General features: G+C 66.5%; 20 protein-coding genes. 10 read left to right on the forward strand and 10 right to left on the reverse strand.

Annotated features, from left to right (window positions below):
• Positions 1-52 precede the first annotated feature (52 nt).
• The 4 genes from polA to J1N50_RS01070 form a co-directional block, all read right to left on the reverse strand.
• Positions 53-2,866, reverse strand: a complete 2,814-nt coding sequence (polA, locus tag J1N50_RS01055) for a DNA polymerase I (RefSeq protein WP_215349337.1) — start codon at positions 2,864-2,866, stop codon at positions 53-55.
• A 503-nt stretch (positions 2,867-3,369) separates the two neighbouring features.
• On the reverse strand, positions 3,370-4,551 hold the full coding sequence (gene purT, locus J1N50_RS01060) for a formate-dependent phosphoribosylglycinamide formyltransferase (RefSeq protein ID WP_215349340.1): 1,182 nt from the start codon (positions 4,549-4,551) through the stop codon (positions 3,370-3,372).
• Between the two features lie 70 nt (positions 4,552-4,621).
• Positions 4,622-4,849 (reverse strand): hypothetical protein, encoded by a 228-nt coding sequence (locus tag J1N50_RS01065; protein WP_215349342.1) that lies wholly within the window; start codon positions 4,847-4,849, stop codon positions 4,622-4,624.
• 56 nt (positions 4,850-4,905) lie between these two features.
• Positions 4,906-5,397, reverse strand: coding sequence for a GFA family protein (locus tag J1N50_RS01070; RefSeq protein WP_215349345.1), 492 nt, complete (start codon positions 5,395-5,397; stop codon positions 4,906-4,908).
• 259 nt (positions 5,398-5,656) lie between these two features.
• On the opposite strand from J1N50_RS01070, the gene J1N50_RS01075 reads away from it, so the two are divergent.
• The 3 genes from J1N50_RS01075 (at position 5,657) to J1N50_RS01085 (ending at position 8,036) form a co-directional block, all read left to right on the forward strand.
• Positions 5,657-6,148: a DUF302 domain-containing protein gene (locus J1N50_RS01075; protein WP_215349348.1), complete on the forward strand. Its 492-nt coding sequence runs from the start codon at positions 5,657-5,659 to the stop codon at positions 6,146-6,148.
• Positions 6,145-7,086 (forward strand): YeeE/YedE thiosulfate transporter family protein, encoded by a 942-nt coding sequence (locus tag J1N50_RS01080; RefSeq protein WP_215349351.1) that lies wholly within the window; start codon positions 6,145-6,147, stop codon positions 7,084-7,086. Before J1N50_RS01075 ends, J1N50_RS01080 begins: the two co-directional genes overlap by 4 nt.
• A 62-nt stretch (positions 7,087-7,148) precedes the next feature.
• Positions 7,149-8,036: a LysR family transcriptional regulator gene (locus J1N50_RS01085; protein WP_215349355.1), complete on the forward strand. Its 888-nt coding sequence runs from the start codon at positions 7,149-7,151 to the stop codon at positions 8,034-8,036.
• 2 nt (positions 8,037-8,038) lie between these two features.
• Here J1N50_RS01085 and J1N50_RS01090 read toward each other — a convergent pair whose 3' ends face one another.
• Together J1N50_RS01090 and J1N50_RS01095 are read right to left on the reverse strand one after the other, a co-directional pair.
• Positions 8,039-8,428, reverse strand: a complete 390-nt coding sequence (locus tag J1N50_RS01090) for a carboxymuconolactone decarboxylase family protein (protein WP_215349358.1) — start codon at positions 8,426-8,428, stop codon at positions 8,039-8,041.
• A 127-nt stretch (positions 8,429-8,555) separates the two neighbouring features.
• Positions 8,556-9,005 (reverse strand): cupin domain-containing protein, encoded by a 450-nt coding sequence (locus J1N50_RS01095; protein WP_215349361.1) that lies wholly within the window; start codon positions 9,003-9,005, stop codon positions 8,556-8,558.
• Between the two features lie 228 nt (positions 9,006-9,233).
• On the opposite strand from J1N50_RS01095, the gene J1N50_RS01100 reads away from it, so the two are divergent.
• The 6 genes from J1N50_RS01100 (at position 9,234) to J1N50_RS01125 (ending at position 14,685) form a co-directional block, all read left to right on the forward strand.
• Complete coding sequence (locus J1N50_RS01100) at positions 9,234-10,058, forward strand: 3-hydroxybutyrate dehydrogenase (RefSeq protein ID WP_281414794.1); 825 nt, start codon at positions 9,234-9,236, stop codon at positions 10,056-10,058.
• Positions 10,059-10,203: 145 nt separating this feature from the next.
• On the forward strand, positions 10,204-11,472 hold the full coding sequence (locus J1N50_RS01105) for an NAD(P)/FAD-dependent oxidoreductase (RefSeq protein ID WP_215349363.1): 1,269 nt from the start codon (positions 10,204-10,206) through the stop codon (positions 11,470-11,472).
• Entirely contained in the window at positions 11,469-12,602 is a 1,134-nt protein-coding gene (locus J1N50_RS01110) for a patatin-like phospholipase family protein (RefSeq protein ID WP_215349367.1), read from the forward strand. Before J1N50_RS01105 ends, J1N50_RS01110 begins: the two co-directional genes overlap by 4 nt.
• Before the next feature lie 107 nt (positions 12,603-12,709).
• Entirely contained in the window at positions 12,710-12,988 is a 279-nt protein-coding gene (locus J1N50_RS01115; RefSeq protein WP_215349372.1) for a BufA1 family periplasmic bufferin-type metallophore, read from the forward strand.
• 67 nt (positions 12,989-13,055) lie between these two features.
• Positions 13,056-13,775, forward strand: a complete 720-nt coding sequence (locus tag J1N50_RS01120) for an HvfC/BufC family peptide modification chaperone (RefSeq protein WP_215349376.1) — start codon at positions 13,056-13,058, stop codon at positions 13,773-13,775.
• A 61-nt stretch (positions 13,776-13,836) separates the two neighbouring features.
• A complete protein-coding gene (locus tag J1N50_RS01125) occupies positions 13,837-14,685 on the forward strand; it encodes a RidA family protein (protein WP_215349379.1) in 849 nt (282 codons plus the stop codon).
• On the opposite strand, the gene guaA is transcribed toward J1N50_RS01125, so the two are convergent.
• Positions 14,627-16,228, reverse strand: a complete 1,602-nt coding sequence (gene guaA, locus J1N50_RS01130) for a glutamine-hydrolyzing GMP synthase (RefSeq protein ID WP_215349382.1) — start codon at positions 16,226-16,228, stop codon at positions 14,627-14,629. The two genes, J1N50_RS01125 and guaA, sit on opposite strands and share 59 nt — an antisense overlap.
• A gap of 194 nt (positions 16,229-16,422) precedes the next feature.
• On the opposite strand from guaA, the gene J1N50_RS01135 reads away from it, so the two are divergent.
• Positions 16,423-18,846: a TonB-dependent receptor gene (locus J1N50_RS01135; RefSeq protein ID WP_215349385.1), complete on the forward strand. Its 2,424-nt coding sequence runs from the start codon at positions 16,423-16,425 to the stop codon at positions 18,844-18,846.
• On the opposite strand, the gene J1N50_RS01140 is transcribed toward J1N50_RS01135, so the two are convergent.
• The 3 genes from J1N50_RS01140 to J1N50_RS01150 all read right to left on the reverse strand — a co-directional run bounded on the left by J1N50_RS01140 (position 18,843) and on the right by J1N50_RS01150 (position 22,486).
• A complete protein-coding gene (locus J1N50_RS01140; RefSeq protein ID WP_215349388.1) occupies positions 18,843-19,898 on the reverse strand; it encodes a glycosyltransferase family 4 protein in 1,056 nt (351 codons plus the stop codon). The genes J1N50_RS01135 and J1N50_RS01140 overlap by 4 nt on opposite strands.
• A 10-nt stretch (positions 19,899-19,908) precedes the next feature.
• A complete protein-coding gene (locus J1N50_RS01145) occupies positions 19,909-20,790 on the reverse strand; it encodes a UDP-2,3-diacylglucosamine diphosphatase (RefSeq protein WP_215349392.1) in 882 nt (293 codons plus the stop codon).
• A 256-nt stretch (positions 20,791-21,046) separates the two neighbouring features.
• Positions 21,047-22,486, reverse strand: a complete 1,440-nt coding sequence (locus tag J1N50_RS01150; protein WP_215349397.1) for an aldehyde dehydrogenase family protein — start codon at positions 22,484-22,486, stop codon at positions 21,047-21,049.
• Between the last annotated feature and the right edge of the window lie 32 nt (positions 22,487-22,518).

A 22,518-nucleotide genomic window follows, 5' to 3' on the forward strand; every position in this document is an offset into this window, starting at 1 on the left:
ACGCGGCCTGCCTCAACTCGTTTCGTCGATCAATGCAAAGTTCATCCGTAAATCAATGCGCTTCGCCCCAGCTCTTGCCGATGCCGACCTCGACCTCGAGTGGGACCGACAGAGTCAGCGCGGGCTCGGCGGCGCCCGTCATGACGCGGCGAATCACGTCGCCCGCGGCTTCGGCCTTGTCTTCGGGCGCCTCGAAGACGAGTTCGTCGTGGACCTGGAGCAGCATCTTGACTTCGGCGAGGCCTGCGTACTCCAGCGCTTTCGGCATCCGCGCCATCGCGCGCTTGATCAGGTCGGCGCTGGTGCCCTGAATGGGCGCGTTGATCGCGGCGCGCTCGCTGCCCGCGCGTTCGTTCTGGTTCGGCGCCTTGATGCGCGGGAACCAGGTCTTCCGCCCGAACAGCGTCTCGGTGTAGCCGCGCGCCCGCGTCGTTTCGAGCGTGTCGGTGATATAGTCCGAGATGCCGGGGAAGCGCTCGAAATAGCGGCTGATGAGCGCCTGCGCCTCGTCGGGCGTGATCTCGAGGCGGTTCGCGAGGCCCCAGCGGGAAATGCCGTAGAGAATCGAGAAATTGACCGTCTTGGCCTTGCCGCGCGTGTCGCGATTGACCTCTCCGAACAGTTCGATCGCCGTGGCGGCGTGGATGTCCTGTCCCTGCGCAAAGGCTGCCTTGAGTTCGGGAACATCGGCCATATGCGCCGCGAGGCGGAGTTCGATCTGGCTATAGTCGGCCGCGATCAGCACCTTGCCCGGTGCGGCGATGAAGGCGTCGCGAATCTGGCGGCCGGTTTCGGTGCGGATCGGGATATTCTGCAGGTTCGGATCGGTCGACGATAGACGCCCGGTCTGCGCGCCGACCAGGCTGTAGCTGGTATGGACGCGGCCGGTCTTCGCGTTGATCTGCTGTTGCAGGGCGTCGGTATAGGTGGATTTGAGCTTCGCGAGCTGGCGCCATTCGAGGATCTTCCGCGCGATCGGCACCCCGTCGCGTTCGAGCCGTTCGAGTTCGCTCTGGTCGGTCGACCAGTCGCCCGACTTGCCCTTGCGCCCGCCTTTGAGCCCGAGCTTGTCGAACAGGATTTCGCCGAGTTGCTTCGGGCTTCCAATGGTGAAGGGCTGGCCCGCGAGTTCGTGAATCTCGCCTTCCATGCGCAGCATCTCGCTTGCAAATTCAGCCGACAGCTTCGCCAGATAGTCGCGGTTCACGGTGATGCCGACACGCTCCATCCCCTCGACGATCGCGGCGAGCGGGCGGTCGACCATTTCATAGACGCGCGTCCCGCCTTCGAGCGGCAGACGGAGTTTCAGCAGCTTCCACAGCCGCCACGCCACCTCGGCATCCTCGGCGGCATATTGGGTCGCCCGGTCGAGCGGCACTTCGGCGAAGCTGATCTGCGATTTGCCGGCGCCGCATATTTCCTTGAACGACAGGCAGACATGGTCGAGGTGCAGCTTCGACAGTTCGTCGAGGCCGTGACCGTGCTTGCCCGCGTCGAGTGCGAAGCTCATCACCATCGTATCGTCATAGGGCGCGACGGTCAGCCCATGCTGCGCGAGCACGCCGATGTCATATTTGAGGTTGTGGCCGACCTTGAGCACCGCATCGTCGGCAAACAGCGCGCCGAGCCGCGCGAGCGCCTCCTTCATCGGGATCTGCGCGGGCTTTTCGGCAAACATGTCGGTGCCGCCGTGGCCGAGCGGGATGTAGCAGGCCTTGCCTGCGCCCGTCGACAGGCTGACCCCGACGAGGTCGCCGGTGACGCTGTCGAGGCTCGCCGTCTCGGTGTCGACCGCAACGACATGGGCCGCGTGCGCCTCGGCAATCCAGCGGTCGAGCGCATCGAGCGTCGTCACCGTTTCATAGCGCGCACGGTCGATCGTCGGCCATGCGGGCAGGGCGGGCGTCGACGGGGCGACGGGAGCCGCGGGTGCAGGCGTTCCGTTCGCGCGCGGCAACGTCGGCGGCCCGCTCGGTGTCGTGCCATTGTCGAGTTTGGCCGAGAGCGAACGGAAGCCATGCTCGTCGAGAAAGGCTTTCAGCGGCGCGGGCGGGATCGCGCCGAGCTTCAACGAATCGAGCGGATCGGGCAGCGGCACGTCGCGCTTGAGGTCGACCAGGATGCGCGACAGTTCGGCCATGCTGCGATGCTCGATCAGATTTTCGCGCAGCTTGCTCGGCTTCATCGTTTCGGCGCCGTCGAGCGCGGCGGTCAGATTGCCATATTCCTGGATCAGCTTGGTCGCCGTCTTCGGTCCCACACCGCGCACGCCCGGGACATTGTCGACGCTGTCGCCCATCAGCGCGAGCACGTCGCCGACGAGGTCGGGGGTGACGCCGAATTTCTCGTCGACCGCCGCCAGCCCGAGGCGGACATTCTTCATCGTGTCGAGCATGTCGACGTGCGGGCCGTCGGCGGGTTCGCGGATCAGCTGCATCAAATCCTTGTCGGAGGACACGATGGTGACGTCCCAGCCTTCGCGCACCGCGGCTTCGGCGTAGGAGGCGATCAGGTCGTCGGCCTCGAACCCCTCCATCTCGATGCACGGCAACGAGAAAGCGCGGGTCGCGTCGCGGATCAGCGGGAATTGCGGGCGCAGATCCTCGGGCGGCTCGGGCCGGTTCGCCTTGTACTGGTCGTAGATTTCGTTGCGGAACGACTGGCTGCTATGGTCGAGGATGACCGCAAGGTGCGTCGGCCCGTCGGCGTCGTTGAGGTCCTTCGCGAGCTTCCACAGCATCGTCGTATAGCCGTAAACCGCGCCGACCGGCACCCCGTTCGGGTTCGTCAGCGGCGGCAGGCGGTGATAGGCGCGGAAGATGTAGCTGGAGCCATCGACCAGATAGAGATGATTCTTCTCGGACATGGCGGCGGTGTAGCAGCGGCGGCGCGGGCGGCCTAGCTGTGTCGGCGCGAGGCGCCGACGGGCCGTCTCGAATGTCTGTTTCGGGGGCGGCTATCCGTCATGCCGTCTTTCTCCATCGTGCGCCGGAATTCCAAAGTTCAGGAAAGTTCAGCCTTATGCGTTCCCCATTTTGGCCCGGAAGCGCCTCGCACGCCTCGCGGCGGCCGCAAGTTCGATCGCTTCTGTCCGATCGATGAAAGAGCGGTAGGAAGGCTGGCACAACGGGATAAAATAGGAAAGGCCTGTTTGAAGGCGGTGTCTGCTTTGGGGTGGGGAGCAGTCGCAAGCTCCTCCCTGTGGCGCAGCCATGGGGAGGGGGACCGCTCGCGAAGCGAGTGGTGGGCCGCGACGTCGGCGCGAAAGCCCCTCCGTCAGCGCTTCGCGCTGCCACCTCCCCATCGCTGCGCGACAGGGAGGATCTTATGGCCGCAACCTGTCGCTTCCGGTCGTTGCAGCAGGTGACCTTATCCCCGATATGCGATAGCCAGCCTTGCTGCCGCGGAAACTGCCGCGGCGCGCGCGTCGTCGGTGGTGCCGCCCGCAACTTTCGCCAGCGCGACGCCCATGCGGCGATACGGGCGCGTGACGGGCTTGCCGAAGATGCGGGCGTCGACCGCGGTCTGGGCATTCGGCGGGGTCAGCGCGTCGGCGAGACCGGTGATCGCGAAATCCTCAGCATCGCGGTCGGCGAGCAGCACCGCGCTGGCGCTGGCGTCGGGCGCGACAATCGCGGGGATGGGCAGGCCGAGGATCGCGCGGGCGTGAAGGTCGAATTCCGACAGTTCCTGCGAGATCAGCGTGACCATCCCGGTGTCGTGCGGGCGGGGCGAAAGCTCCGAGAAGATGACCTCGTCGCCCTTCACGAAAAATTCGACCCCGAAGATGCCGTGGCCGCCAAGTGCGTCGACCACCTTGGTTGCCATATCCTGCGCCGATTGCAGCGCCGCCCCCGACATTGCCGCGGGCTGCCAGCTTTCGCGATAGTCGCCGCGTTCCTGCCGGTGGCCGATGGGCGGGCAAAACGACACGCCATCCTTGTGGCGGACGGTCAGCAGCGTGATTTCATAGTCGAAGTCGATGAAGGCTTCGGCGATCACGCGCAGCCGGTCGCCGCGCATCCCTGCGGCGGCATAGTCCCACGCGGCGTCAACACCGTCGGCATCCCCGACCGTGCTCTGCCCCTTGCCCGACGAGGACATGACCGGCTTCACAACCAGCGGGAAGCCGATGCGTGCGGCGGCGGCGGCGAGTTCCTCGCGGCTCGTTGCATATTCGAAGGTCGACGTTTTCAGGCCGAGCTCGCTCGCGGCAAGATCGCGAATGGCATCGCGGTTCATCGTCAGCTGCGCCGCGCGCGCCGACGGGACGACATGGAAGCCCCCGGCCTCGACCTCGGCGAGGATTTCGGTACGGATCGCCTCGACCTCCGGCACGATATGGTCGGGCTGGTGCTTTTCGATCGCGGCGCGCAGCGCGTCGCCGTCGAGCATCGAGAAAACCTCGCGCGCGTCGGCGACCTGCATGGCGGGCGCGCCGTCATAGCTGTCGCACGCGACGACATGGCAGCCTAGCCGCTTTGCCGAGATCACGAACTCGCGCCCGAGTTCGCCCGAACCGAGCAGCAGGATTTTGGCGGTGGGGGTCATGGGCGCGCTCCGTGGATGGCTGGAATGCGGCGGCTCTAGTCGCGCCTGCCGGGATTCGCCAGTGCGGGTTTCATATGTCGAGGATGCGGATTTCGGGGATCAGCGCCCACCAGAGCAGGGCGCCGAGCGCGGCGAGCGCAGCCGCGAAGGCATAGGCGTAGCCACCAAGATAATCGACGATCAGTCCGGTGATAATCGGACCGACGGTCCCCGACACATTGCCAAACGCGTTCTGGACGCCGACCCAGCTTCCTGCTGCGCGCGGACCTGCAAAAATCTGCGCGACCGCAATTCGCAAGCCGTCCCCAAAGCCATGAGGGAGAGATCACAGGCGGCGGGGAGGCGCTCGACGAATTATGAGGGCCAGTGCGAGGTGTCGTGGTCGGGATGCTGGCGATTGCTCGCCCGGATGGCGCTGGCGACGCTGCTCATCGTCTCTTCGGTGGTGCCTTCCGCGCTGATCGGCAGGTTGGCGAAGAGGGGGAGCTGGCCTTCGACGCCGAATTGCATCCGCGGCGCGAACTTCGCGGGTTCGTCGAACGAGCCCGTCGTCAGGTTGATGTGCTTGCTGTCGAAATAGTCATAGGTGAGCGGCGTGCCGCAGTCGCGGCAGAAGCCGCGTGCGGCCTTGTCCGAACTGTTGAAGGTCGCCGGGCTCCCGCGCGTCCACGTCAGCGCGTCGCGCGGCACCCCGATCAGCGCCGCGAAGAAATTGCCGGCGGCCTTCTGGCACATCCGGCAGTGGCAGATGTGCGACGTGTCGAGCACCGCGGTGACATGCCAGCGCACCGCCCCGCACTGGCAGCCGCCCGAGGCTTCGGTTTCGATGCGTTGAGGGCTGTCCATCTCTTCTCACTCCGGTTGAACTGTCCGATGGTCCTTTAGGGTCCTGACCCTAAGCACCGAAACAGCAGCGGGCAAATTACCTCGTCGAAAACTGTTCGCCACCCTTCTGCCGAATCTCCGCAATCGGCCGGTCGGCGGCAGAATTGCGGGCGCGGCGCTCCAATAGCGGCCGTGCATCGAACCGATAGCCAAGGACGATTTTCCTGCGCGGCGGCGGCGCGCGATAACGCCCGCGACAATCTCTCGCAGGAGTTCCCCCATGAACCGCTTCAAGTTTCTGATCCCGCTATTCGTCACCGCTTCCTTCGCAGCGGCCGTCCCGGTCGCTCATGCACAGGCGGCGCCTGTCCGTGCCGAAACGGCCGCCGATGTCCTCTCGCTGCGCAGCGCCAACGGTTTCGATGAAACGGTCTCGAAACTTACCGCCGATGTCGCAGGGAAGGGCATTCGTCACTTTGCGACGATCGACCAGGCCGACCTCGCGCGCGGCGCGAACCTGCCGCTGAAGCGCTCGACGCTCGTCCTGTTCGGCAACCCGCCGCTGGGGGTGCAGTTCCTGCAATCGAACCCGCTCGCGGGGCTCGACTGGCCGGTACGGATGCTCGTGACCGAGGACGCTGCGGGCGCCGTCACCGTATCGTGGACCGACTTCGATGCCATCGCCAGGCGCTACCGGATCACCGACCGCGCCGCGCAGTTCAAGATGGCGGGCGAGGTCGCCGCCTCGATCGCGAGTGCCGCGACCCAATGATTCCGTCCGCTGGCATCCTTGCCGTGGCGCTCGTCTCCGCCGCGCTGATGGGGCTCGCCATCCAGCGCGGCGCGACCTGTATGGTGGCCGCGGTCGATGAGGCGATGAGCGAGGGGCGCTACGGGCGCGCCGCCGCGCTTGCCGAGGCCGCGATCTGGGTCGGCGGGCTGGCTGCGATCGCGGCGGCGGCGGGCTGGCTGCATATGACGCCCGCCGCCTATGCCGTCACCGGCTGGACCGTCGCGGGCGGCGTGCTGCTGGGTGTCGGCGCGTGGGTCAATCGCGCCTGCGTGTTCGGCGCGGTCGCCCGGATCGGGGCGGGGCAATGGGCGTGGCTGGCGACACCGGTCGGTTTTTTCCTCGGCTGCCTGGTTCCGGTGGAGGCACCGATGGGCCATGCGGGATCGTCGTTCGGCGCCGGGACCGAGGGCGCCGTAATCGTCACGCTGTTCGCGGCTTGCGCCATCTGGCGCGTCAGCCAGCTGTTTTCCGCCGAGCATATCGGACGCCATCTGTGGCACCCGCATCGCGCGACGCTGCTGATCGCGGTGACCTTCGTGACGACGCTGCTCAGCGCAGGGTACTGGGCCTATACCGACGCGCTCGCGGCGCTCGCGCGGTCGATGGATGCGATGCTGTCGCTGCGCGTGCTGATGGTCGCCGCGCTGCTCGGCGGAGCGGTGGCGGGCGGCGCGATCGCGGGCAAGCTGCGCCGCGAGCGACCGCGCGGGCCGGACGTGCTGCGCTGCCTCGCCGGCGGCGCGTTGATGGGCACCGGCGCCTCGCTCGTGCCGGGAAGCAACGACGGGCTGATCCTGCTCGGGCTGCCGGCGCTGCTGCCGCACGCGTGGGTCGCCGTTGCGACGATGGCGCTCGCCATCGCGCTGGCGATCCGGCTTGCGGCTGTAACCGGGGAGGCTGGCACCGCGAAGCCTTGAAACTGGCGGCGTCGGCCGGTTGCTGATAGTCTTGCTGCCGCGTTGCTTTGGGGACGACGCTTATGGAAATGCAACAGATCCGCTATTTCGTCGCGCTCGCGCAGACGCTCAATTTCACGCGCGCGGCGGAGCATTGCAACGTCAGCCAGCCCGCGCTGACCCGCGCGATCCAGCAGCTCGAGCATGAACTCGGCGGGCCGCTGTTCCACCGCGAGCGCAACAACACGCACCTGTCCGAACTCGGACGGATGATGATGCCCTATCTCGAGAGCGTGGCCGAAAGCGCGCGCGCGGCCAAGGCGGCCGCAGCATCGGCGAAGAAGGCCGAGCATGTCACGCTGACCCTGGGGGCGATGTGCACGATCGGTCCCGATCTGGTCGCCGACCTGATCGTCCGTTTCCAGGCTGCGCATCCCGATATCGAGGTGAAGGTCATCGACGGCGAGGCGTCGATGATGATCGACGCGCTGGAAAAGGGCGATATCCACCTGAGCCTTGTCGGCGTGCCCGACGATCTGCCCGAGCAATTCCACCAGCTGCCGATCTTCGAGGAACGCTTCGTGATCCTGTTGCCGCCGGGGCATCGCCTTGCCGAACGCAATGCGATCCGCGTCGGCGATCTCGATGGCGAGCCCTATGTCGGGCGGTCGACCTGCGAAGTGTTCAAGATGGTTGCGCGCGATTTCGCGAAGCAGGGCGTTTTCCCGAAGAAGGTGTTCAGCTCGCCGCGCGACGATTGGGTGCAAAAGATGATCAAGGCGGGCCTCGGTTTCGGATTTTTCCCCGAGAATAGCGTGACGGATCCCGACCTGGTCGTCCGCCCGCTGATCGAGCCCGAATATAGCCGCACCGTCTATCTCGCAACGGTGCGCGGGCGTCCGCATTCGCCCGCGGTGGGCGCGTTCGTCCGCGAGGCGCGGCGGCACAGCTGGCCTGCGCTCGAAGCCTGAAATCAGCAGCAGTCGGAAGACGCGCCGGTGCAGTCCACGAGCAGATCGTGGCAGTCGGCGATGGCGTCGATCGCCATCGCGACACCGGCATGGGCGGCGGTCTGGATCAACATCTCGATCACCTCCTCCTTGCTCCAGCCGACATGGAGCGCGGCCTCGACATGCTGGCGAAGCTGCAACGTCGACCGGCCGAGCGCGGCGAAGGCGGCGATCGCCCCCATTTCGCGCACGCGCAGGTCGAGGCCGGGGCGGGCAAAAATGTCGCCATAGGTGAAGCCGACGGCGGTTCGCACGAAGTCGGGCGCGACCTCGGCGGCGCGGTTGCGACGCTCGTCCTGCGTCGACCCGGTTTGCGAGAGGATGTCGATCCCGGCGCGATAGGAGTCGGTCAAATCAGTTTTCCTTGGGCAAGGATATGGGACGCGAAAACATGGGCGGTGCAGCACCGGCGACGATGCGCCGGTGCTGCGCCGGGAGCGGTCCGGGACGGAGGATTGGACACACTCGCTTGGCCTTGGGTCAGTCGCGCGCCTTGACGTCGGCCGACAGGAGTACGGCAGGAGTCTTTCCGTTGTTGCGCCACCAGTGCGAGATGCCGTCGGACTCGCTCGAGATGTCGCCGGCGGCGTGGTCGATGCCGACCGAGCAGCTGCTGCGATATTCGGTGACCGCGCCCGAAACGACGATGATCAGCGCGGGGCGTCCCGCGTGGCTGTGAAGCGGGACGATGCCGCCCGGCTGGACGACAAGGCGGCGCATTCTGAGGTCGCGGTTCGCAACGCCGATTTCCTTTGCAAGGTCGACCGAACCGATCACGGTGTCGGTGACGTTGGAGGGAGCGGTCGGCGCGCTGTCGAGGGCGTTGGCGGCGGTCTTGCCCGCGGGGCAGGTGCCCGCGAAGGCCGGGGTGGCGGCCACGAAGCTGGCCGTTGCGGCGAGAACCGCGAGGGTCATGCGATTGAACGTCATTGCGATATTCCTTTTGCCTGAAAGAAAACTGAAGCCCCGGAAAGCGGCGATGCCGACGCAAGGGAGCGGGGGTCGGTAACGGCTGCGCCGCTTCCCGGGGCTCGATCAAACTAGCCGGGGGCATCCCGCGCGGACATTCGATTGTCCGCATGGTTTCGATGCACGAACGGCATTTCAGCGGCCGCGTCGGCGTCGGCATAGTTTTTCCGGACCCAATGGAGGAGAAGCATGATGACCGTTCAGCCGCTGGCCGAACTCAAGCCCGACCGGCCGCTCGCCGGGCGCGTTGCCATCGTTACCGGATCGACAAGCGGGATCGGCCTGGGGATCGCCCGCGCGCTGGCCGCGGCGGGCGCCGACATCGTGATCAACGGGCTCGGCGACGCAGCGCAGATCGAAACGGCGCGCCGCGAGCTTGCGGACGCACACGGCGTTCGGGTGGATTATGACGGCGCCAACCTGCTGCAGCCCGATGGTGCGGTGGCGCTGGTCGACAACAGCCTGTCGCGCTTCGGCCGCGTCGACATCCTCGTCAACAACGCCGGCATTCAGCACGTCAGCCCGATCGAGGATTTTCCGGCGGACAAATGGGACGCGATCCTGGCGCTCAACCTCTCGGCCGCCTTCCACGCGATCCGCACCGCCTTCGGCCCGATGAAGGAAGCTGGCTGGGGACGGATCATCAACGTCGCGTCGGCGCACGGTCTGGTCGCCTCGCCCTTCAAGAGCGCCTATGTCGCCGCGAAACATGGCATCGTCGGGCTGACGAAAACTGTCGCCCTTGAAGGCGCGCGGCACGGCGTGACCTGCAACGCGATCTGCCCCGGCTATGTCTGGACGCCGCTGGTCGAGAACCAGATCGGCGATACCGCGAACGCGCGCGGGATCAGCCGCGAAGAGGTGATCGAAAACGTCCTTCTTGCCGCGCAACCGAGCAAGAAATTCGCGAGCGTCGACGAGCTCGGCGCGCTGGCGGCGTTTCTCTGTTCGGAGGGTGGACAGTCGATCACCGGCACCGCCTTGCCGGTCGATGGCGGATGGACGGCGCAATGACGCCCCCGGCCCGAATGCGCGCGCCGTTGCCGCCGCACCTTGCAGCTTTCTTCGTGTCCAGGCCGGTGCAACCGGCGCCGCGCGGCGAGGGGACCGTCCCCCCGCGCGGCGTTCTGGCCCAGTTCTTGCGGCGCAGCATCGGGCGATGAAGACCGACGGCTCCCCCCTGCATGTCGTGATCGTCGGTGCCGGCTTCGGCGGCCTGGCCGCCGCACGCGCGCTCGCGCGCGGCAATGTGCGCGTGACGCTGGTGGACCAGCGCAATCATCACCTGTTCCAGCCCTTGCTCTATCAGGTCGCGACCGCCGGATTGTCCCCGGCCGATATCGCGGCGCCGATCCGCTCGATCCTGCGCCATCACAAGAATGTCCGCGTGCTGCTCGACACCGTCGTCGACATCGACGCGGCGGATCGCCGGGTATTGCTCGCCAGCCGCCGCACGCTGCGCTTCGACCGGCTGATTGTCGCGACCGGCGCGCGGCACAGCTATTTCGGGCGCGAGGAGTGGGAGGCGCACGCCCCCGGCATCAAGTCGATCGACGACGCGACGACGGTGCGCCGCAAGGTGCTGCTCGCGCTCGAGCGCGCCGAGACCGAGCCCGATCCCTTGCGGCGGCAGGCGTTGCTGACCTTCGTCATCGTCGGCGGCGGGCCCACCGGTGTCGAGATGGCGGGCGCGGTTGCCGAGCTTGCGCGGCGATCGGTGTCGCAGGATTTCCGCAGCATCACGCCGCATTGCTCGAAGGTGCTGCTGGTCGAGGCGGGCCCGCGCCTGCTCGCTTCCTTTCCGCCCGCGCTGTCGGCCAAGGCGCGAAAGGCGATCGAGGATCTGGGCGTCACGGTGATGACCGACCAGCGCGTCAGCGCGATCACCGATGCCTATATCGAAGTCGGCGGGACTCGCGTGCCGACCCACACCGTCGTCTGGGCGGCAGGGGTTCGCGCCTCCGCCGCGGCGATGTGGCTGAAGGCCGAAGCCGATCGTGTCGGCCGCGTCATCGTCGATCCCGACCTGTCGGTGCCGGGGCACGACGGCATCTACGCGATCGGAGACACGGCGTCCTTCACCGACGCGGCGGGCCGCTGCCTGCCAGGCATCGCGCCGGTCGCGAAGCAGCAGGGGCGTCATGTCGGCGAGCAGATCCTGCGCGGCCGCACAAAGCCCTTCCGCTACCGCGACTATGGCAATCTCGCGACCATCGGCCGCCACCGTGCGGTCATCGATTTCGGCTGGCTGCGGCTGTCGGGCGTGTTCGCGTGGTTCGTCTGGACCACGGCGCACATTTTCTTCCTCGCGGGCTTTCGCAACCGGCTGCTCGTCGGGGCGAACTGGCTCTGGAACTACCTCACTTTCGAACGCGGCGCGCGGCTGATCACCGGCGGCGACGCCTCGCTGCATGGAGACCAAGCATGAATCTTTCCAAGGAACTCGAAGCCCACGGCCAGCAGGTGCTCGTGCTGCAGGGCGGCGGCGCGCTCGGCGCCTATCAGGTCGGCGTCTATCAGGCGCTCCACGAAGCGGGGGTCGAACCCGACTGGGTGATCGGAACCTCGATCGGCGCGATCAACGCCGCGATCATCGCCGGCAATGCGTTCGACGACCGGCTCGACTGCCTCACCGAATTCTGGCGGCGCGTCGAGCATGGGCATGTCTTCGACGAAGCGTTGCCCGCGCAGGTCGCGAGCTTCTTTCGCAACTTCACAACTGTGGTCGGCGGCCTGCCGACCTTCTTCACCCCGAATCCCGGCGCCTTCGGCAGCGTCTATGCGACGCTCGGCGCCGAGCAGGCGGGTTATTATTCGACCCAGCCGCTGCGCACGACGCTGTCCGACCTGATCGATTTCGACCGCATCAACGGCGGCAACATGCGCCTGACGGTCGGCGCATCGGCGGTGACGACGGGCGAGATGCATTATTTCGACTCGCGCGACCGGCCGCTCCGTCTCGACCATGTGATGGCGTCGGGCGCGCTGCCGCCGGCTTTTCCCGCGGTGCGGATCGATGGCGAGCTTTACTGGGACGGCGGTATCCTGTCGAACACGCCGGTCGAGGTCGTCTTCGACGATAATCCGCGCCGTGATTCGGTGGTCTATGCGGTCCATATCTGGAATTCGCACGGGCCCGAGCCGGAGACGATCTGGGACGTGATGAACCGCCAGAAGGACGTCCAATATGCGAGCCGCGCGGGCACGCACATCCGCCGCCAGCGCCAGCTCCACCGCCTCCGCCACGTTATCACCGAACTGACCGCGCTGCTTCCCGAGGGAAGCCGCGAGAAGCCGGGGGTCGCCGAACTGGCGGCTTACGGCTGCCCGACACGGATGCATGTGATCCGGCTGCTGGCGCCCGCGCTCGCGAACGAGGATCACAGCAAGGATATCGACTTCAGCCCGTCGGGCATTCGCCAGCGCCGCGAGGCGGGATATGCCGACACGATGCGGACGCTGGAGGCGGCGCCGTGGCGCGGCGACTTCGACCCGCTCGAAGGCTTCATCCTGCACGAGGCAATCGGCGGCCATATGGTCGAGCCGACCTGCGGATGACGGCTTTCGCATCGAAACGATGCGTTCTGGGTAGCGGACGCGGCGCCCGTTTTGGCCGAAAGAACGGATACGCCCTTCGGGCGCCAACAACGGAAAGGTTTTTCATCATGAACAAGTCGACCATCGCGCTTGCCGCTGCCGCTCTTTCGGTCCTCGCCACCGCCGCCGTTCAGGCGGGTCCGGTCGCGCCGCAGCCCGGCAAGGACAAATGCTATGGCATTGCGCTCAAGGGCAAGAATGACTGCGCTGCTGGCCCGGGTACGAGCTGCGCCGGGACCTCGACCACCGATTACCAGGGCAATGCCTGGAAATATGTCGCGAAGGGCAGCTGCGCGAAAATCAAGACGCCGAAGGGCGTCGGTTCGCTGACCCCCAAGAAGCGCTGACGCGCCAATATTATCGAGGCGTCCCGGCCCTGCGCCGGGACACCCATCCTGTGGAGAGGATGCCATCATGTCTGATCTTGCTGCCGTCCGGCGGACGGTCGCCGACACGCGCTCGCGGTCGTGCGTTTCGCCGGGCGCCCATCATGCGATTCCGCCGTCCACCGCCGCCGAAGCGCTCGCCGCAAATTATCCGGTGGTCGGCGCGATCCTGGGGCATATGTCCTTTGCCGACCTCGCGGCCGAGTTCGTCGCCGAGGTGCCGCCGACCGACCCGAACCTCGCCGCCTATGGCTGCCGCTTTCCCGAATGGATCGTGGGCCGCAAGCTGGGCCGGGTATTGCCCTATCTGTCGTCGGTCGCGGCGATCGACCGATTGCATCACGCCGCGGCGCGGGCGCCCGCCGACACGCCGGTCTCGCGGGACGTCATCGCGGCCATGACGGCCCAGCAATGGTCGTCGAGCCGTGTCAAGCTGCATGCAGCGACGCGTTTCGGATGGTTCGCGGTGCCCGCTCCCTCGATCTGGCTCGGCCATTTCGCACCGTCGCGCGCCGAGGTCGCGACCGAATGGAAGGCGGAAGGGGTGCTGATCACCCGTCCAGCCGGTCGCGTCGAGGCCCGCCGGATCGGACCTGCCGCACACCGCATCCTGTCGGGCCTGCGCATCGGTGAAACCATCGGCGTGTCCACCGCGGCGGCGCACGCGCTCTATCCCGGCGCCGACATCACCGGGACGATCCATGATATGCTGGACAGCGGCGCGATCGCGGCGCTTCGCCCGCGGTAGCGCATCAGGCGGGTCAATGCGCTGAGGCCATCCCCTGACCATCATCGATAAGGAAAAATCAATGCTGCTTTCCCTGCTCGCAGCGACCGGCGCCGCCATGCAGCCGGCCGCCGGCGCGACCGAAGAGCCCTATGCGCGCACGTCGCAGAATGTCGTCGTCCCCGTGCAACGCGAACGCCAACGCGATCTGGAAGAATGGGGTTATGCGGATGCGGTCGTCGACGGAGACCGTGTGTGGCTGTCCGGCGTGGTGGCGGGGCTTCGCCCGGACGAGACGGTCGCGGATCAGGAAGCGGCTTTCGAGCGGGCGTTCCAAAGGATCGGCGACGTGCTCGAACGTTCGGGTGCGAGCTTCGACGGCGTGGTCGAGATAACCAGCTTTCACACCGATCTGCCCGCGCAGATCGAAGCCTTCAAGGCGGTGAAGCATCGCTATATCCGCGGGCCGTTTCCCGCATGGACCGCGATCGGCGTGACCCGCCTGGTCCCCGACCGGGGGTTGGTCGAAATCAAGATCGTCGCGCGCCGCAGGCCGGGATATGAAAGATCCGCACTGGCCTTGGCCTTTTCGGACTTCGCAATCCCAGGTCACCCCGGTCGCAATCGCCCAAGGCGGTGCGGATCCTATGGGGATCATGGCGCGCGACGGCTCCTTCGAAAGCGGGAAGTTCCAACGACCGGAAACACTATGGGAAATTGTTTCCTCGAGGGGCCGCGGTCGGGACGCCTGATCGGGCGCGCGAAAGGCGGACTGCTCCGCCTTCGCGCTCGCTGCCACCGGCACCTCTCGGCCCTGATCGACGAGTCGTTACCTTGGGGGCTCCCGATAATTGGTCATTCTGCGCGATTTGCTATTCCCACTCGATCGTGCCCGGCGGTTTCGACGTATAGTCATAGACCACGCGGTTGATGCCTTCGACCTCGTTGATGATACGGGTCGCGCAGCGCGACAGGAAGCTCGCGTCAAAGGGATAGATGTCCGCCGTCATGCCGTCGGTCGAGGTGACCGCGCGGAGCGCGCAGACGCTGTCATAGGTGCGATAGTCGCCCATCACGCCGACGGTGCGGACCGGGAGCAGCACCGCGAACGCCTGCCAGATCGCGTCGTAGAGGCCGGCGTTGCGGATCTCCTCCAGATAGACCGCGTCGGCCTTGCGCAGGATGTCGCAGCGTTCCTTCGTCACTTCGCCGGGGATGCGGATCGCGAGGCCGGGGCCGGGGAAGGGGTGTCGGCCGACGAAGATGTCGGGAAGGCCGAGTTCCTTGCCCAGCAGGCGCACCTCATCCTTGAACAGCTCGCGCAGCGGTTCGACCAGCTTCAAGTTCATGCGTTCGGGCAGGCCGCCGACATTGTGATGGCTCTTGATCGTGACGCTCGGGCCGCCGGTGAAGCTGACGCTCTCGATGACGTCGGGATAGAGCGTACCCTGGGCAAGGAAGTCGGCGCCGCCGATCTTCTTCGCCTCTTCCTCGAACACATTGATGAATTCGCCGCCGATGAACTTGCGCTTCGCCTCGGGGTCGGTGACGCCGGCGAGGCCGCTCATGAAGCGTTCCTCGGCGTCGACGACTACCAGCGGGATATTGTAATGGTCGCGGAACAGGCGCTCGACCTGCTCGCGTTCGTTCATGCGGAGCAGGCCGTGGTCGACGAAGACGCAGGTGAGCTGCTCGCCGATCGCTTCGTGGATCAGCACCGCCGCGACCGCGCTGTCGACGCCGCCCGACAGCCCGCAGAGCACGCGCTGGTCGCCGACCTGTTCGCGGATCTCGGCGATCTTGGTGGCGCGGAATTCGGCCATCGTCCAGTCGCCCGAGCAGCCGCAGACGTGGCGGACGAAATTGGCGATCAGCCTGGCGCCGTCGGGCGTATGCACGACCTCCGGATGGAACTGGGTGCCGTAATATCGGCGCTCGTCATTGGCGATCACCGCAAAGGGAGCGCCATCGCTGACCGCGACGATGCGGAAGCCGGGCGCGAACTCGGTCACGCGGTCGCCGTGGCTCATCCACACCTGATGGCGTTCGCCGACGTTCCACAGCCCGTCGAACAGCACGCAGGGTTCGGTGACGGTCAGGAAGGCGCGGCCGAATTCGCCGTCGCGCTCGCCATCGACGCCGCCGGGTTCGACGCGGCCGCCGAGCTGCTGACTCATCACCTGCTGGCCGTAACAGATGCCAAGGACGGGCAGCCCGCTGTCGAACACCGACTGCGGCGCGCGCGGGCTGCCGTCGGCGGGTACCGATGCGGGCGAACCCGACAGGATCACGCCCTTCGGCTGCATCCGCGCGAGCGCGGCTTCGGCGGCGTTGAACGGGACGATTTCGCTATAGACCCCGGCTTCGCGGACGCGGCGTGCGATCAGCTGGGTTACCTGGCTTCCGAAGTCGATGATCAGGATCGATTCAGGCGCATCGGATTTGGGGGCGGCGGGAGAGTCGGGAGTCGGCATGGCTGGCCGATAAAGAGGCGCGCCCCTGCTGTCCAGCGGTCGATATCGGCCGTTCGTGGAACAGCGATGGTCCCGACACATTGTTGCGACAATTGCGACATAGCTGAACCGCGAACAAAGAGCCGTGTCAGGCCGTGTTAAGCGCCGGCGTGGCAAGAAAAAACCAAGATAGACAAGAACAAGGCCTCTCCCCCATGAAACAATATCGCCTCTCGCTTTCCACTCGCGCGATCCTGCTGGCCGCAGGCGCGTCGCTTGCGATGCCCGCGATGGCGGAGGACGAAGGCGCCGCTGCCACCGCCGCGGTTGCCGATCAGCCCGCCGCCGATCCGGCGCCGTCGACGGCCGACGACGATTATGACGATCTGGATGGTGACGAGATCGTGGTCACCGCGCCGCGGTTGGCCGGCCAGCTCGAGACCGACATCGCGGCCGAGGCCGAGCTCGATGAAGCGGCGATCGCGAGCTATGGCGTGTCGAATGTCGCCGACCTGATCACCGCGCTGGCGCCGCAGACGCGCTCGGGTCGCGGACGCGGCAGCGGACGGCCGGTGATCCTCGTCAACGGACGCCGTATCGGCGGCTTCGGCGAGGTGCGCAACCTGCCGCCCGAGGCGATCGCGAAGGTCGAGATCTTCCCCGAGGAAGTTGCGCTCCAATATGGCTATTCGGCCGACGAGCGGGTCGTGAACCTCGTGCTCAAACCCAATTTCCGCCAGTTGGCGATCGAGGCCGAGGGCGGCATTCCGACGCAGGGCGGCCGTTTCCAGAGCGAGATCGAACCGAGCTTCGTCGCTATCGGCCAGAACGGCCGCGTCAACCTGAACGGCGGTTGGGAGCACAGCACGATGCTCCTCGAACGGGAGCGCGATCTGGGCGATACCGGACGCAGCCTGCTCCCCGAAACGGATACTTATTCGATCGACGGGACGATCCAGCGCAGCCTCGACAAGGTCACCGACGCCTCGCTCAACATCCGCTTCGACCAGACCGACAGCCTGTCGTTCCTGGGTCCCCGGAACGGCGATGTCGACGATCCGCTGACCCGCGACAGCCGCAGCACGAACCTGACCTCGACCGCGAGCGTCAACGGGATGCTCGGCGACTGGCGCTGGTCGCTGTCGGGCAATTATGCCGATGCCGACCAGCGGACCTTCACCGACCGCGACAGCGGCGCGCGCGACCGGTTCGACAGCAGCCAGCAGACCTTCGGGGGCAGCGGCAATCTGTCGGGGACCGTGACCGAGGGCTGGGCGGGGCCGATCCGCCTGTCGATGACCGGCAGCTATTCGGGCATCCGCTACGACAGCCGTTCCGAACGCTCGGGCGCGGTCACGACGAGCGACCTTGGCCGTGACCTGCCGAGCGTGTTCGGATCACTGACCATGCCGTTGCTCGATCCCGACTATCATGTGGGCAAGATCGGCACCGTGTCGCTGACGCTGAGCGGCCAGGCGGCGAACCCCAGCGATTTCCAATCGCTGACGAGCTGGGGCGCGAACCTCAACTGGGGGATCACCAGGAATTTTTCGCTGATCGCCAGTTTCAACAATGACGAGGCCGCACCCGGCATCCAGCAGCTCGGCGCCGCGCCGCTGGTGACGCCGGCGGTGACCTATTACGACTTCGCGACCGGCCAGACGGTGCAGATCACGACGACGACGGGCGGCAATCCCTTCCTCCGCGCCGAACAGCGCCGCGACCTCAAGCTCGGGCTGAACTGGTCGCCGCCGATGGTCGAGGGGCTGAATGTCTCGGTCAATTACAACCGCAACAAAAGCTATGACACGGCGAACAGCTTCCCGCTGCTGACGCCCGAGATCGAGGCGGCTTTTCCCGACCGGGTGACGCGCGATGCGAACGGCGCGTTGGTCGCGCTTGATCAACGGCCGGTCAATTTCGATCGCACCGAAAACTCGCAGATTCGCTGGGGGTTCAACTTCGGCAAGAGCTTCGGCCAGCCCGCGCAGGGAGGACCGGGCGCGGGGCGTCCGGGCGGCGGTGCGGCACGCGGCGAAGGCGGCCCGCCTCCCGGCGGCGCACCCGGCGCGGAGCGTCCGCGTAGCTCCGGCGGTCCGGGTGGCGGAGGCGGCGGCGGCTTCCGCGGTCGCGGCGGTCCCGGCCTGTTCGGCCAGCCGCAGGGCGGGCGCTGGCAGGTCTCGCTCTATCATACGATCAAGCTGACCGACACGGTGCTGATCCGGCCGGGTGTGCCCGAACTCGACCTTTTGAACGGCTCGGCAACGGGCAATGGCGGCGGCAGCAACCGCAATCTGGTCGAGCTCGACGGCGGGGTCTTCTACAAGGGGCTCGGCGCGCGCGTCAGCGCGAAATATGACAGCGGCAGCACGGTCATCGGCGGCAGCGCGGGCGACCTGAAGTTCGGCGATCTTGCGACCTTCAACCTGCGCTTCTTCGTCGATTTCAGCCAGAAACCCGAAATAACGAAGAATCTTCCTTTCCTGAAGGGCTCGCGCCTGCGGTTGTCGGTCGACAATCTGTTCGACGCCCAGCGCCGCATCACCGACGCGAACGGGCTGGTGCCCATCAACTACCAGCCGGGATATACCGACCCGCTCGGTCGCTATGTCGAGCTTGAGTGGCGCAAGTCCTTCTAGGCGAGGCTGGGCGTGGCCATCAGCGGTTCGATCTCCGCGGTCTCGCCGGACGGGACGAAGGTCAGCGCCTGCAGGAACTGCGCGGTGCAGGCTTCCCAACTGTAGCGCGCGCCCAGCGCGGCCGCGTCGGCGCGGCGGCATGCAAGCGCCGCCGCGATCGCGCGATCGAGGCTTCCGTCGAGCGCACCTGCACTGTCGCGGATAATGTCGCCCGGCCCGGGAACCGGATAGGCAGCGACCGGCGTGCCGCACGACAGCGCTTCGATGACGACGAGCCCGAAGGTGTCGGTGCGGCTGGGGAAGACGAAGACGTCGGCCCCGGCATAGGCGGCGGCGAGCGTTTCGCCGCCGAGCTTGCCAAGGAAGCGGGCTTCGGGATAGCGCGCCTGCAAGTCGGCGAGCGCGGGGCCGTCGCCGACGATGACCTTTGTTCCGGGCTGCGCGGTTTCGAGGAAAGCCTCGATATTCTTTTCGACCGCGACCCGGCCGACGTAGAGCTGGATCGGCCGCTGCAAGCCGTCGAACGCACGGAGGGGGGCGCGGTCGGGGTGGAACAGCACATGGTCGACGCCGCGTTCCCACATCATCGTCTGTGTCAGGCCCTGTTCGGCAAGCTCGTGCGCGAGGCTGCGCGTTGCGACCATGATGTGGCGCGCCGGGCGGTGGAACCAGCGGATGAAGCGCCAGACGAAGTCGGGCGACACCGGCAGCCGCGCCGCGACATATTCGGGGAAGCGCGTGTGATAGGCGGTGGTGAAGGGGAAATGATTCTGCAGGCACCAGCGCCGCGCCGCTAGGCCGAGCGGTCCTTCGGTCGAGATGTGAATCGCCTGCGGCGCAAAGGCGCGGATGCGCCGCCCGACCGCGCGCCGCCCGGCGAACGCCAAGCGGATTTCGCCGTAGGTCGGGCAGGGGACCGACCGGAATAGGTCGGGCGAGATCACGCCCACCTCATGCCCCTTGGCGCGAAGTTCGGCGATCGTCGCCTGCAACGTCCGGACGACGCCGTTGACCTGCGGGGCCCAGGCGTCGGTGACGACCAGGATTCTCACGCGGTGCGCCTCAGGCCGCCTTGGCCGGTGCGGGCAGCGACATCTGCGCGGGGGCGTTGCGCGCCGCGACTTCCTGCGCCCAGTGCAGGATTTCCATGCGTCCGTCGTGGTGCTCGACCAGCGCGGTGCATCCCTCGACCCAGTCGCCGTCGTTGTAGTAATTGACGCCCTCGATCTCGCGCATTTCGGCGCTGTGGATGTGGCCGCAGACGACGCCGTCGACCCCGCGCGAGCGCGCCGCGTGCGCCACGACTTCCTCGTAGCGGCCGATGAACTGGACGGCGTTCTTGACCTTGTGCTTCGCGACCATCGACAGCGACCAATAGGGCAGGCCGAGCTTGTGGCGCACCCAGTTCACCACGACGTTGCACTTCATCAGCCCGGTGTAGGCGGCATCGCCGACAAAGGCGAGCCAGCGGTGCGCGAGCATCACCGCGTCGAATTCGTCGCCGTGAACGATCAGCAGTTTCTTGCCGTCGGCGGTTTCGTGGACAGCCTCCCGCCGGATTTCGACGCCGCCGAAGTCGAAGCCGTCGAAGGGGCGGACCATCTCGTCGTGGTTGCCGGGAACATAGACGACGCGCGTGCCGCGCTTTGCGCGCTTCAGCACGCGCCAGACGACGTCATTATGTTCGGGCGGCCAGAAGTGGCGCTTCTTGAGCCGCCAGCCGTCGATGATGTCGCCGACCAGGTACAGCGTCTCGCAATCGACATGGTCGAAAAAATCGATCAGCAGCGGCGCGTTGCAGCCGCGCGTGCCGAGGTGGATATCGCTGACCCATACGGTGCGATAGCTTCGCCGTTCGCCGATCACGCGTTCCGGAATATGGGGATCGGTCGTGAAGGGGTCGGCAAAACGGGCGGGGATCGGCAGGGTCGAGATCGATGCCATGTCGTACTCCGTAAGCAGCCTTGGCTGCCCACGGCCTAGACAGGAGTTTTGTTACAGGGTGCGACGCGAAGCCGGGACAGTTTGAAGAAAGTTTTGCGGCGGTTCGGTGACGGTCCTCCTTGTCCTCCCTGTCGCGAAGCGATGGGGAGGTGGCAGCGCGGAGCGCTGACGGAGGGGCGACAGCGCCGGCGTCGCTGCCCCTCCACCGCTTGCTTCGCAAGCGGTCCCCCTCCCCACGGCTTTGCCGCAGGGAGGATCAAACGCGCCGGATCACCAGGTTCCGGATTTCGCTCATGTCCTCGATCGCGAAGCGCACGCCTTCGCGACCAAGCCCGCTGTCCTTCACCCCGCCATAGGGCATATTGTCGACGCGGTAGGAGGAGACGTCGTTGACGACGACGCCGCCGACGTCGAGATGGTCCCACGCTTCCAGCACCTTGTGGATGTCGCGCGTGAAGATGCCCGCCTGCAGCCCGAATTTACTGTCGTTGACTTGGGCGAGCGCGTCGTCCCACTTGCTGAACTTCGACAGGACCACGACGGGACCGAACGCCTCTTCGCGCACAACGTCGGTGTCGGCCGGAACATTCTCCAGCAATGTCGCTTCGAGCATGTTGCCCTCGCAGCCGCCGCCCGCGAGCAAGGTCGCGCCGGCGCCAACCGCGGCGTCGATCCAGCGTTTCAGCCGCTGGGCTTCCTTCGCCGAGATCATCGGGCCGATGAAGGTGTCGCGAAGCTTCGGATCGCCCGATTTCAGCGTCTTGACCTTCGCCGCGAGCATGTCGCGGAAGCGGTCGTAGATATCCTCGTGGATAATCGTGCGCTGCACATGGATGCAGCTTTGCCCCGATTGATAGTAGCCGCCGAAGATGATCCGCGCGAGCGCATGGTCCAGGTCGGCGTCCTTGTCGACGATCACCGCGGCATTGCCGCCGAGTTCGAGCACGACCTTCTTCTTGCCCGCCTTGGCTTTGAGATCCCAGCCGACACCGGGCGAGCCGGTGAAGCTGAGCAGTTTCAGCCGTTCGTCGGTGGTGAAGAGGTCGGCGCCGTCGCGGCTTGCGGGCAGGATGCTGAACGCCCCCTCGGGCAGGATATCGCATTCGGCAAGCACCTCGCCCATGATGATCGCGCCCAGCGGGGTCATCGACGCGGGCTTCATCACGAAGGGGCAACCGATTGCGATCGCCGGCGCGATCTTGTGCGCGGCGAGGTTGAGCGGGAAGTTGAAGGGCGAGATGAAGCTGCACGGGCCGATCGGCACGCGTTTCCACATCCCCATATAGCCCTTCGCCCGCGCCGAAATGTCGAGTGGCTGGACCTCGCCGTAATTGCGCGTGGCTTCCTCGGCGGCGATGCGGAAGGTGTCGATCAGGCGTGTAACCTCGCCCTCGCTGTCGGCGATGGGCTTGCCCGCCTCGACGCAAAGGGCGTAGGCCAATTCGTCGAAGCGCTCGCGGAAACGCGCGACGCAGTGGTTGAGGACATCCTGCTTCTCGAAACTCGCCAGCCGCGCCATCGGCTCGGCGGCGCGGACCGCCCCGGCGATCGCCTCGTCGATGACGTCAGGGGTCGCGAGCGCGGTGCGGAACGCGACCTCGCCGGTATATTTGTCGATCACCTCGAGGTCGGTGTTCGGCTGCACCGCCTTGTTGTTGAGGTAGAGCGGATAGACGTCCTTCAACTTCACAATCATTCTCCAACGCTCGCCAACGCTGTCATCCCCGC

Origin of the sequence: Sphingopyxis soli (assembly GCF_018682675.1) — a bacterium.
Lineage (GTDB): Bacteria > Pseudomonadota > Alphaproteobacteria > Sphingomonadales > Sphingomonadaceae > Sphingopyxis > Sphingopyxis soli.

Bases quoted from the DNA above. Each gene is read 5' to 3' on its own strand.
- polA (WP_215349337.1), bottom strand. From the start codon at position 2,866: ATGTCCGAGAAGAATCATCTCTATCTGGTCGATGGCTCCAGCTACATC.
- purT (WP_215349340.1), bottom strand. From the start codon at position 4,551: ATGACCCCCACCGCCAAAATCCTGCTGCTCGGTTCGGGCGAACTCGGG.
- J1N50_RS01070 (WP_215349345.1), bottom strand. From the start codon at position 5,397: ATGGACAGCCCTCAACGCATCGAAACCGAAGCCTCGGGCGGCTGCCAG.
- J1N50_RS01075 (WP_215349348.1), top strand. From the start codon at position 5,657: ATGAACCGCTTCAAGTTTCTGATCCCGCTATTCGTCACCGCTTCCTTC.
- J1N50_RS01080 (WP_215349351.1), top strand. From the start codon at position 6,145: ATGATTCCGTCCGCTGGCATCCTTGCCGTGGCGCTCGTCTCCGCCGCG.
- J1N50_RS01085 (WP_215349355.1), top strand. From the start codon at position 7,149: ATGGAAATGCAACAGATCCGCTATTTCGTCGCGCTCGCGCAGACGCTC.
- J1N50_RS01095 (WP_215349361.1), bottom strand. From the start codon at position 9,005: ATGACGTTCAATCGCATGACCCTCGCGGTTCTCGCCGCAACGGCCAGC.
- J1N50_RS01100 (WP_281414794.1), top strand. From the start codon at position 9,234: ATGATGACCGTTCAGCCGCTGGCCGAACTCAAGCCCGACCGGCCGCTC.
- J1N50_RS01105 (WP_215349363.1), top strand. From the start codon at position 10,204: ATGAAGACCGACGGCTCCCCCCTGCATGTCGTGATCGTCGGTGCCGGC.
- J1N50_RS01110 (WP_215349367.1), top strand. From the start codon at position 11,469: ATGAATCTTTCCAAGGAACTCGAAGCCCACGGCCAGCAGGTGCTCGTG.
- J1N50_RS01115 (WP_215349372.1), top strand. From the start codon at position 12,710: ATGAACAAGTCGACCATCGCGCTTGCCGCTGCCGCTCTTTCGGTCCTC.
- J1N50_RS01120 (WP_215349376.1), top strand. From the start codon at position 13,056: ATGTCTGATCTTGCTGCCGTCCGGCGGACGGTCGCCGACACGCGCTCG.
- J1N50_RS01125 (WP_215349379.1), top strand. From the start codon at position 13,837: ATGCTGCTTTCCCTGCTCGCAGCGACCGGCGCCGCCATGCAGCCGGCC.
- guaA (WP_215349382.1), bottom strand. From the start codon at position 16,228: ATGCCGACTCCCGACTCTCCCGCCGCCCCCAAATCCGATGCGCCTGAA.
- J1N50_RS01135 (WP_215349385.1), top strand. From the start codon at position 16,423: ATGAAACAATATCGCCTCTCGCTTTCCACTCGCGCGATCCTGCTGGCC.
- J1N50_RS01145 (WP_215349392.1), bottom strand. From the start codon at position 20,790: ATGGCATCGATCTCGACCCTGCCGATCCCCGCCCGTTTTGCCGACCCC.
- J1N50_RS01150 (WP_215349397.1), bottom strand. From the start codon at position 22,486: ATGATTGTGAAGTTGAAGGACGTCTATCCGCTCTACCTCAACAACAAG.